The 10,739-nt window shown below is 49.4% G+C and carries 11 protein-coding genes; 8 read left to right on the forward strand and 3 right to left on the reverse strand.

The features are described from left to right. The first annotated feature begins 29 nt into the window (after window positions 1-29). The 8 genes from rmuC to R4537_RS05795 all read left to right on the forward strand — a co-directional run bounded on the left by rmuC (window position 30) and on the right by R4537_RS05795 (window position 7,506). Window positions 30-1,550: a DNA recombination protein RmuC gene (gene rmuC / locus R4537_RS05760; protein ID WP_071178001.1), complete on the forward strand. Its 1,521-nt coding sequence runs from the start codon at window positions 30-32 to the stop codon at window positions 1,548-1,550. Between the two features lie 44 nt (window positions 1,551-1,594). Next, window positions 1,595-2,377, forward strand: coding sequence for a bifunctional demethylmenaquinone methyltransferase/2-methoxy-6-polyprenyl-1,4-benzoquinol methylase UbiE (ubiE, locus tag R4537_RS05765; RefSeq protein WP_000132703.1), 783 nt, complete (start codon window positions 1,595-1,597; stop codon window positions 2,375-2,377). A 26-nt stretch (window positions 2,378-2,403) separates the two neighbouring features. Then, window positions 2,404-3,009 carry a ubiquinone biosynthesis accessory factor UbiJ gene (locus R4537_RS05770; RefSeq protein WP_057555636.1) on the forward strand — a complete coding sequence of 202 codons (606 nt, stop codon included), beginning with the start codon at window positions 2,404-2,406 and terminating at the stop codon, window positions 3,007-3,009. Beyond that, complete coding sequence (gene ubiB / locus R4537_RS05775; RefSeq protein WP_000801143.1) at window positions 3,006-4,640, forward strand: ubiquinone biosynthesis regulatory protein kinase UbiB; 1,635 nt, start codon at window positions 3,006-3,008, stop codon at window positions 4,638-4,640. The genes R4537_RS05770 and ubiB overlap by 4 nt, the downstream gene beginning before the upstream one ends. A 58-nt stretch (window positions 4,641-4,698) precedes the next feature. Further along, window positions 4,699-4,947, forward strand: coding sequence for a Sec-independent protein translocase subunit TatA (tatA, locus tag R4537_RS05780; protein WP_000508969.1), 249 nt, complete (start codon window positions 4,699-4,701; stop codon window positions 4,945-4,947). Between the two features lie 3 nt (window positions 4,948-4,950). After that, window positions 4,951-5,352, forward strand: coding sequence for a Sec-independent protein translocase protein TatB (gene tatB / locus R4537_RS05785; RefSeq protein ID WP_000459621.1), 402 nt, complete (start codon window positions 4,951-4,953; stop codon window positions 5,350-5,352). A gap of 88 nt (window positions 5,353-5,440) precedes the next feature. After that, on the forward strand, window positions 5,441-6,193 hold the full coding sequence (gene tatC / locus R4537_RS05790) for a twin-arginine translocase subunit TatC (protein WP_071178002.1): 753 nt from the start codon (window positions 5,441-5,443) through the stop codon (window positions 6,191-6,193). Window positions 6,194-6,504: 311 nt separating this feature from the next. Continuing rightward, the gene (locus tag R4537_RS05795; protein ID WP_002030107.1) at window positions 6,505-7,506 is read left to right on the forward strand and encodes a cytochrome-c peroxidase; all 1,002 of its coding nucleotides are present in this window, start codon (window positions 6,505-6,507) and stop codon (window positions 7,504-7,506) included. A 105-nt stretch (window positions 7,507-7,611) separates the two neighbouring features. Here the strand turns inward: R4537_RS05795 and dinF are convergent, their stop codons facing one another. From dinF to lexA, 3 genes are all read right to left on the reverse strand, one after another. Beyond that, window positions 7,612-8,967 (reverse strand): MATE family efflux transporter DinF, encoded by a 1,356-nt coding sequence (gene dinF, locus R4537_RS05800; protein ID WP_071178003.1) that lies wholly within the window; start codon window positions 8,965-8,967, stop codon window positions 7,612-7,614. 79 nt (window positions 8,968-9,046) lie between these two features. Continuing rightward, complete coding sequence (locus R4537_RS05805) at window positions 9,047-9,859, reverse strand: class I SAM-dependent methyltransferase (protein ID WP_001216392.1); 813 nt, start codon at window positions 9,857-9,859, stop codon at window positions 9,047-9,049. Between the two features lie 84 nt (window positions 9,860-9,943). After that, window positions 9,944-10,573: a transcriptional repressor LexA gene (gene lexA, locus R4537_RS05810; protein WP_069647603.1), complete on the reverse strand. Its 630-nt coding sequence runs from the start codon at window positions 10,571-10,573 to the stop codon at window positions 9,944-9,946. Window positions 10,574-10,739: the final 166 nt, after the last annotated feature.

Consider the following 10,739-nt stretch of genomic DNA (forward strand, 5'->3'; position numbering starts at 1 on the left):
ATCGAGATAAATCACAGTAAGTGTTCAACATGCAATGGATTTTTGAAAATCAAAGCGCATTGTGGTCGGCGTTAGTGAGTGCAGGATCCACTGGAGTGGCGATCGGCTGGTGGGTCAAGCAGCGCTACCAACTGAAAACCCAATTGCTTGAGCAGCAGAACCACTGGCATGCGCAGCAAATTCAGCAACTTAATGAGCAGCTCACCACAGCGCAGCAAGAGTTGGATGAGCTAGATGCGTTACGTGACAAAAACGAACTTGAACTCAAGCAATCACACGGCAAGTTAATGGCAGTGCTGGAAAAGCTGCGTTATTTTGAGGCGGTGAAACAAGAGCGCCAGCAGTATGCCGATGAGCTAAACCAAGTGCGCGCCGCGAAAGCCGAGTTAGAAAGCCAATTACGTGAACAAGAAGCGCGTCATCAGCAGCAATTGGTGGCGAGCCAAGAAAAATTGCAGCTGCTTGAACGGGCTGAAGAGCGCCTGAAACAACAATTCGAGCATTTAGCCAATCAGGTGTTTGAGCACAAAACCGCAACGGTCGATGTGCAAAACCGCCAGAGTTTGGAAGGCTTGCTCACACCACTTAAAGAGCAGCTCGAAGGTTTTAAAAAGCAGGTCAATGATAGCTTTAACCACGAAGCCAAAGAGCGTCACACCTTAGTGCATGAACTGCGAAACTTGCAGCGCCTTAATGAGCAGATGGCCAAAGAAGCGGTCAACCTGACCCAAGCGCTGAAAGGGGATAATAAGCAGCAAGGCAACTGGGGAGAAGTGGTGTTGGCGCGTGTGCTGGCGGAATCTGGGCTGCGCGAAGGGCATGAATACCAAACCCAAGTCAGCTTACAAAACGAAGCGGGTAAGCGTTTTCAGCCAGATGTGATTGTCCATTTGCCGCAAAACAAGCAGGTGGTGATCGACTCAAAGATGGCTTTGGTCGCGTATGAGCGCTACTTCCATGCCGAAACCGATAGTGAGCAAGATAGCGCATTACGTGAGCACTTACTTGCGCTGCGTAACCATATTCGTGGGCTAGGGCAGAAAGATTACCATCAACTCAAAGGCATTCAGAGCCTCGATTACGTGCTGATGTTTATTCCAGTTGAACCTGCGTTTCAAGTCGCGATTCAAGCCGATCCAAGCTTGGTCAAAGACGCGATGGAGCAGAACATTATTTTGGTCAGCCCCACCACTTTGCTGGTGGCGCTGCGCACCATTGATAACTTATGGCGCAACGAGCGGCAGAACCAAAATGCGCAGTTGATCGCTGAACGTGCTAGCAAGTTGTACGATAAGCTGCGTTTGTTCGTAGAAGATATGGAAGGGCTAGGCGGCGCGCTGGATAAAGCTAATCAGAGCTACCAAGGGGCGATGAATAAGCTGGTGACTGGGCGTGGTAACGCCATTCGTCAGGCGGAAAGTTTCAAACAGCTTGGGGTGGAAATCAAACGTTCTATCCCTCAGCCATTGATTGAACGCGCACAACAAGCGCCGGATCAGGAAAATGCCCCTTTAGTAGAAAGACATCCGATTGAGGATAAAGTAAACTAATCGCCCGCAGTCGCCGCAGTCATGACGGCCAAAGAGGAAAAATAATGACGGACACCAACGTGCTAGCAAACTCTGCAACAGACAATCAGGAAACGACCCACTTCGGGTTTGAAACCGTACGTAAAGATGAAAAAGTACATAAAGTCGCGCAAGTGTTTCACTCGGTTGCGGCCAAATACGACATCATGAATGACCTGATGTCGGGCGGTATCCACCGTTTATGGAAGCGCTTTACCATCGATTGTTCAGGCGCACGTCCGGGACAACGCATTCTCGATTTGGGCGGCGGTACAGGCGATTTAACCGCGAAATTCTCGCGTATTGTGGGCGAGAAAGGCCATGTGATTTTGGCCGATATCAATAACTCAATGCTCAATGTCGGCCGCGATAAACTGCGCGACAGCGGCGTGGTAGGCAATGTGCATTACGTGCAAGCCAACGCCGAAGAACTGCCTTTCCCAGACAACTATTTTGACTGCATTACCATCAGTTTCTGTCTGCGTAACGTGACCGACAAAGATAAAGCACTGCGTTCGATGTTCCGTGTATTGAAACCCGGTGGCCGCCTGTTGGTGCTGGAGTTTTCTAAGCCGATCCTTGAGCCGCTGTCTAAGCTTTATGATACTTACTCGTTCCATATTTTGCCTAAGATGGGGCAACTGATCGCCAATGATGCAGACAGCTATCGCTATCTTGCTGAGTCGATCCGCATGCATCCGGATCAAGAGACTCTAAAAGGCATGATGGAAGAGGCGGGTTTTGAACAAACCACCTATTACAACCTGACCGGCGGCATTGTGGCGCTGCATCGTGGTTACAAATTTTAAGGGCTGCTATGTCATTGCTTGCAACCATGCCACTGTCTCCTTTGCTGACCGCAGTGATTGAAACCACGCTCAACACGCTCATCAATGATGATCCGGCGTTAGGCCGCAAACTGCTGCGTCTGAAAGGCAAAGTGATTTCGCTGCATCTGCGTGAATTAAATCAATCCCTGACTTTTGTGTTCAGTCAGCGCATCGATGTGATGACGGGCTTTGAAGGTCAGCCGGATTGCTATCTGGCATTAAACCTCTCGATTCTTCCTCAGCTGCGTGAGCAAGCCAATATTACCCAGTTGATCAAGCAAGATAAGCTAGAGCTGGAAGGCGATATCCAACTGGCGCAGAAGTTTTCCGAGCTGATGACCGATTGCAAACCGGATGTGGAAGAGTGGTTATCGCGCATCACGGGTGATGTGGTGGCACACACGGTCGTGCATGGTGTGAAAAGCATCGCCGGCGCGCTAAAACAGCAAGCGCATAAGCATCAAAACCACTTGGCACAGGTGCTCACTGAAGAGTGGCGGATTGCGCCGCCACCGTTGGAAATTGCCTATTTTTGCGATCAAGTGGATGACGTGAAAAGTCACGCTGCGCGTTTAGAAGCGCGTTTGAACCAGTTACTGGAAAAAGCATGAAACCTGCAGAGCTGAAACGTTTATACCGGATAGTTAAAGTTCAACTCGAATATGGCTTAGATGAGCTGTTGCCAGAGCATCATCTGACCCGAGCGCCGCTACTGGCGCGTAAATCTCTTTTTTGGCTGCGCAATCAACACGCCGATAAAGCGTTAGGCGATCGTTTACGTTTGGCACTGCAAGAACTTGGCCCGGTGTGGATCAAGTTTGGGCAGATGATGTCGACTCGCCGTGATTTGTTTCCGCCGCACATCGCCGATCCCTTGGCTATGTTGCAAGATAAAGTTGCGCCGTTTGATGGCCTACAAGCCAAGCAATTGATTGAAGAAGAACTCGGTGCACCGCTGGAAACTTGGTTTGATGACTTTGATATCAAACCATTAGCTTCCGCGTCGATAGCCCAAGTACACACCGCCAAGCTCAAGAGTAATGGTCGTGATGTGGTGCTGAAAGTGATCCGTCCGGATATTCGTCCGCAGATTGATGCCGACATTAAGCTGATGTATCGCGTGGCACGCATTGTGGCTAAAGCGCTGCCGGAAGCACGCCGCTTAAAACCGGTGGAAGTGGTACGCGAATACGAGAAAACCTTGCTCGATGAGTTGGACCTGCGCCGTGAAGCGGCCAATGCGATTCAGCTGCGCCGCAACTTCGAAAACAGCGAAGAGTTGTATGTCCCTGAGGTGTTAACGGATTTCTGTAATGAAACTGTCATGGTTTCTGAGCGAATATACGGCATCCAAGTTTCTGACTTGGCAGGACTTCATGCCAACGGCACCAATATGAAGTTACTGGCGGAACGTGGCGTGAGTGTGTTTTTCACCCAAGTATTTCGCGACAGTTTCTTCCATGCGGATATGCATCCAGGTAACGTGTTCGTCAATCCTAACCATCCTGAAAACCCGCAATGGATTGGTTTGGACTGCGGCATAGTCGGGACACTGAATAGCGAAGATAAGCGCTATCTGGCCGAAAACTTCCTTGCCTTCTTCAATCGTGACTATCGCCGCGTAGCGCAACTGCACGTCGATTCCGGTTGGGTACCACTGGATACCAATGTCGATGAGTTTGAAGTGGCGATCCGCATGGTGTGTGAGCCGATTTTCGCCAAACCGCTGTGTGAGATTTCATTTGGTCACGTGTTACTGAATCTGTTTAACACCGCGCGACGCTTCAATATGGAAGTGCAACCGCAGTTAGTTTTGCTGCAAAAAACACTGCTGTATGTCGAAGGCTTGGGCCGTCAGCTCTACCCACAACTCGATTTATGGCAAACCGCCAAACCGTTTTTAGAAAAGTGGATGGCTAACCAAGTGGGGCCACAAGCTTTCTTGCATGCATTGAAAGAGCGTGCACCCTTATGGTTTGAAAAAATGCCTGAGCTGCCAGAATTGTTGTATGACAGCTTAAAGCAAGGTCGTAACTTGAATCAGCGTTTAGATAATCTTTATCAAGGTTATCGCCAATCCAAACGCCAACAAGGGACGGGAAAGTTTTTGTTTGGTGTTGGAGCCACATTAGTCGTATGCTCGGCGATATGGATCTCCAACCAATTAGAACCTTTAGCGATCGGTAGCGCGACCATTGGCGTGTTATGTTGGCTATTGAGTTGGCGAGCTTATCGCCAGTAGCGCCTTGTCGCGTCGATAAGTTCGAAGATTTGTTCACACATAACCCGAGGTAAAAGAGATGGGTGGTATCAGTATTTGGCAACTTCTTATCATTGCAGTGATAGTGGTATTACTGTTTGGCACTAAGAAACTGCGCGGTATTGGCAGTGATTTGGGCAGCGCGGTCAAAGGCTTTAAGAAAGCCATGTCGGAAGAAGAGTCAAACAGCGCAGCAAATCAGAAAGATGCTGACTTCGAAACCAAAAATCTTGAGCAGGCCAAAACCAATGCGTCTGCTGAAGTGAAAAAAGACAAAGAGCAGGCATAAGTCGTGTTTGATATCGGTTTTTGGGAACTGGTATTGATCGCTATTGTGGCGCTGGTGGTGCTTGGCCCTGAGCGATTACCCCATGCGATTCGCAGCGTGGCAAAGTTTGTCTCTGCAGCGAAAAGCATGGCCAATAGCGTGAAGGATGAGTTAGCGCATGAGCTGAAAGTGCAGGAGTTGCAAGAAAACCTGCGCAAAGCCGAGCAGATGGGGATGCAAAACTTATCACCAGAACTGCAAAAATCGGTGGAATCACTCAAGCAAGCCGCGCAGGAAGTGCAGCGTCCTTACGCCGCAACGCCGAGCAGTGAAGCTAGCTCTACCAGTAGCAACCCCAGTTCGGCTACAGAGCCCGATGTTCGCCTCGATAGCGCGTCGCAACCGGCGGAAAAAAAGGCCGAATAAGCGTTTTTTAAGCTCTCTTTATCAAGAGTTATCCTAGGTTTCAGTACTGATGTGATAACTCTTTTTTGATCTGTTACATGAGGTTTGCATGTCTTCCGTTGAACAGACCCAACCTTTGATCAGCCATTTGCTGGAACTGCGTAATCGCCTGCTGAAAGCGGTGGCGGCTGTGGTGGTGATATTTATTGGCTTGATCTATTTCTCGAATGAAATTTACGAGTTTGTCTCAAAACCCCTAGTCGAGCGACTTCCCGCGGGCGCAACCATGATTGCGACCGATGTGGCTTCACCCTTTTTCACGCCCCTCAAGCTGACGTTGATTGCCGCTGTGTTTCTCGCTGTGCCTTTCATTTTGTATCAGGTGTGGGCATTTGTGGCTCCCGGTTTATATAAGCACGAACGGCGTTTAATCTTCCCGCTGCTGGTCTCTAGCTCGCTGCTGTTTTACTGCGGTGTCGCGTTTGCCTATTTTGTGGTGTTTCCGCTGGTGTTTGGATTTTTCACCGCCATTTCACTCGGTGGTGTGGAGTTCGCGACCGATATCGCGAGTTATCTCGATTTTGTATTGGCGCTGTTTCTAGCCTTTGGTATTGCGTTTGAAGTGCCGGTTGCGATCATTTTGCTGTGCTGGACGGGCGCAACCACGCCTAAAAGCCTATCGGAAAAGCGTCCTTACATTATTGTTGGGGCATTTGTGGTCGGCATGCTATTGACCCCACCGGATCTGATTTCGCAAACGCTGCTTGCGATTCCTATGTGCTTGTTGTTTGAAGTCGGCTTGTTCTTCGCCCGTTTTTATACCCGTGATGAAGCCGATGAAGGACAAGAGGAAGAAGAATAAAGAGCCGTGCTTTGAGCGCTGCGTAAAGTCAAGAAGGGCACCTTATCGGTGCCCTTTGTTTTTGGAACAGCACAAAGTTTGACCGACTTCGCTTTTTGATGATGTTGTCATCGCCATCTTTGATTTAAAGCAAATCTATCTTGGTTAGTGTTCGCACCGCTGCGAATTTCTACTATTCATATAAGCAGGCTCTAATTTAAAGCGATTCGTAAACGCTTAGAGCATAGATTCAGTTGCACGTCAGGAGCCGTAACACATGTCAGCAACGTAAAGCCACAATAAAACCAATAACATAAAACAAGGAAGCCATTATGAAAGTCGTTCTTACCTCGCTGAGCTTAGCGATATCCCTCTCCTTCGCTGGGTATGCTTTTGCGGCATCGCCAAGAAGCGAACCTGTTTCCCCCATTTTACCTGCGCAGGAAATCCACATTGGAAAAGCCGAGCTGGGTAAAAAACTGTACTTTGATCCGCGCTTATCCAAATCAGGATTCATCTCGTGTAACTCATGCCATAACTTGAGCATGGGCGGCAGTGATAACTTAAAGACGTCCATCGGTCATAACTGGCAACAAGGTCCAATCAACTCACCGACTGTGCTCAATGCCAGTTTGAATATTGCCCAATTTTGGGATGGTCGAGCGGCTGATCTGAAAGAGCAGGCGGGTGGGCCGATTGCCAATCCGGGTGAAATGGCTTTTACGCATACGTTAGCCATTGATGTGTTGCAATCAATCCCAGCTTACGTGAGTGAGTTTCGTCTAGTGTTTGGTAAGCCAACCCTAGATATCGATCAAGTGACTGAAGCGATTGCGGAGTTTGAAAAGACCTTAGTGACCCCATACTCACGTTTTGACCAATGGTTAATGGGGGATGATAGCGCGATAACGGCTCAAGAGCTGGCGGGCTATGAGTTGTTTAAAAACTCGGGCTGTGTGGCTTGTCATAACGGCAGTGCGTTAGGTGGCAATTCGTTCCAAAAAATGGGTTTGATTGAACCGTATCAAACCAACAATAAAGTCGAAGGACTCAGTGCAGTAACTGGCGCTGACGCTGATCGCTTTAAATTTAAAGTTCCGACACTGCGCAATGTGGCGTTAACGTATCCCTACTTCCATGACGGAGAAGCGGCCACGCTTAAAGACGCTGTGGATATCATGGGGCGTTTACAGCTAGGGCGTAAATTTACCGATGATGAAAACGGTAAGATAGTGGCTTTCTTGCATACCTTAACAGGAGAGCAACCAAGCTTTGCTTTACCCATTTTACCGCCATCCAACGACAATACACCTAAGCCTCAGCCTTTTGATTAGTTGAGGTAAGCGCCTGCTGGCTCGGTGTTTCACCTGCCAGCGGGCTTTACTATGTTTCGGGATGGCGATATCTAAACAGCTGCTACTTAAACGATCGGAGGTGGTTTAAATGGAAAAGCGAGCCGGTAAAAAAGTCCCCGCGCGCCATTGCGTATAAAAGGTAAGCCCTAAGGTGAAACCACGCAGTGCCATAAAGCTGAGCATGGCTAGCCACAGAGCGTGATTACCGTAGTGGGTCATGAACCCGTAAATGACAAAGAAGGCGACGGCCGCAATAGCCATGCTATTTCGCATCTCTGTGCCTTTGGTCGCGCCGATAAACACACCATCCAATAGAAAACACCACACGGCGATTAATGGCATGGCGACCAGCCAAGGCAGATAATGTTCCGCCGTTGCTTGAACGCTCGGAATGTTAGTGATCATTTGGATCAGAACCGATCCAAAACCTAAGAAGATCAGGCTTAACAGCAAACAGATCATGGTAGCCCAAAAGGTACTGCTAATCATGGCAGTACGCAGTTGGCGATCATCCTTGGCACCAATTGCTTTACCGACCATGGCTTCCATCGCGTAGGCAAATCCATCCATGCCATAGGAAATCATCATCAAAAAGCTCATCAGCACCGCATTAGCAGCGACGATGTCATCTCCCAACGCTGCGCCTTGAAAGGTCATAAAGCTAAATACGGCTTGCAGACAGAGTGAGCGTAGGAAGATGTCACGATTGAGCGCCACTAAACGGGAAAGCTCTTTGCTGAGAGAGGGGATAAAAGAGAAAGGGGCTGGGAGCTGATGCTGCCGCCAGTAACGCACCACACACAGGAGACCAAACAAGAGACCAGCATAATCGGCGATAACCGACGAAATGGCGGCTCCTTCGACTTTCAGCCCAAGCCCGAGTACCAACAGCAGATCGAGCACAATATTGGTCAGGTTGGTAATGATCACCATCCACATCGGGGCGCGGGCATTTTGCGTACCGAGTAACCAGCCCAATAGCACAAAGTTAAGGAGTGCGGCTGGGGCGCTCCACGCACGAATAGAGAAATAGGCGTGAGCGTAGGTTTTGACTTCGCTGCTGGCATCGCTGAAGTGAAAAATCAGTTCGGCGACAGGGCGATGAAACAGTAAAAACAGTGCGGCTAAACCCAGTGCAATGACGCTGCCTTGCAGTAAAACTCGAGCAAGCTGCTGTGAATTTTGCGCACCGTGCGCTTGGGCGGTTAAGCCTGTGGTCGACATACGTAAAAAGCCGAGCAGCCAGAATGTCACGCTAATCATAGTGCTGCCGAGTGCCACGCCGCCTAAATACCAAGCGTGTTCGAGATGACCGATCACCGCGGCATCGACCAAGCCGAGCAGTGGAACGGTAATGTTAGACAGCACCATAGGCAGCGCGATCGCCAGCACTTGGCGATGTACATTCGGTTGTTTCAACGTTTGCAAAATCAGTGACACACAGAAAACCTCAGTAACGACTTGTGGTTAGTGTAACTGAGTGGGGATAGTTGGGCTATGACATGACCGAGATGGCGGGTTACCAATCTAGGTTAACAACAACAGGGGTTAAGCGTGTTTTGTAAATGCCGGAGCGTGCAATCGCGCGTTGCCAAAATTTCCAGCGATCACAATGGCGATCCAGTGGTGAGAAAGTGCGTACTGATTTCGCCCACGGCAAGCAATTGATGATGGCATCACCTGCGCAGGTAAACCCGTGGGCATAAGCTTCACAGCCCAGTTTTTGGCCTAGATAGCTGGAGGTTTTATCTCCCGCCACCACAAGGCAGGCGCTGGCTTTGGCAAAATGTAATCCGATAGAGCGCACGAAACGCGCCACTTGCTGAGCATCGCAATCGAGCAAGGCATGTTCACAGACCAACAGCACAGGAGCGAATTCAGGGATCGGCAGTTCGGCAAGTCCTTGTGGTTGCATCACATCACCACACACCAGTTGATAACGCTCACTGCGGTGAAATAGCTTCTCACGCCATAACAGGTTTTCAGTAATATCCCACTCAATCCAGTGGCAGCGGCCGTTATCAACCCGATAAAAGCGGGTGTCGAGGCCTGCGCCGACATTAATGATCCAGCCATCAGGATGAGTATCAAGAAAGTGGCGAACTTGTTGGTCACAAAGTTGAGTCAAAGTGACGTGGAGTAACTGCTTTTGAGCGATATCGCCCGTCAGGCAGTCTTGGGCTAAAGCGCAACGACGACAAGCATTGGCGGCAATCGGATCATACACCAAGCCATTATCGACCAAGCTTTCTCGGCTGCGCAGCCAAAGTGGCTGAACCAAATTCGCAGGAACTTGGTATGGGTCTGAGGTGGGTGAATCTGAGTGACGCATGCTCATCTTCCTATGCTGGGATAGGAAGATGATAATGAATATCAAATAAGAAGGCAAGTTGTTGAGAATTTATCTCAACAAATCTTACATCCAAGTGCTGTTGCGAATGACGCCGACTGCAATGCCTTCAATGGTGAGCGATTGCGCGGCTAAATCGACTTCGATTGGCGCAAACTCTTCATTCTCCGCATGCAGGAAAACTTTGGAACCTTTGCGCTCCAGACGTTTCACAGTGACGTCATCTTCTACGCGCGCCACCACGACTTGGCCGTTGCGTACATCTTGCGTTTTGTGCACAGCAAGTAAGTCACCATCGAGGATACCGATGTTCTTCATACTTTCGCCATGTACACGCAGCAGAAAATCGGCTTGTGGGCGGAACATGCTTGGGTCTACTTGGTAGTGTGCTTCCACATGCTCTTGAGCAAGAATCGGTTCACCCGCGGCAACGCGGCCAATCAAAGGCAAGCCTATTTCGGCTTCTTCTTCGTTCGCGGCGTTATCGATGAGGATGCGGATCCCGCGTGAGGCTCCGGGCACCATTTCAATCACTTGTTTACGAGCCAGCGCTTTGAGGTGTTCTTCAGCCGCATTGGCCGAACGAAAACCCAGCTCTTTAGCAATTTCGGCGCGGGTTGGGGGCATTCCGGTTTCATCGATCTTGCTTTTGATCAGATCAAACACTTCTTGTTGGCGAGGGGTTAACGGCTTCATGAGTCACCTGTCTTTTTATACAGTTGACTGTGAGTATATCCAGTGCAATGAGAATTGCAAAGCCAATTGCTTGTTTTTTGTGTGATTGTGAAGTTAGCCACTGGATTGCGTTCTCCGTAATGGCTTCAAGGACGGTGTGGCAGCCACCCATTTCACTCGGAAATGC

The sequence above is a fragment of the Vibrio paracholerae genome (genome assembly GCF_037672085.1).
In the GTDB taxonomy this organism is placed as follows: Bacteria; Pseudomonadota; Gammaproteobacteria; order Enterobacterales; family Vibrionaceae; genus Vibrio; species Vibrio cholerae.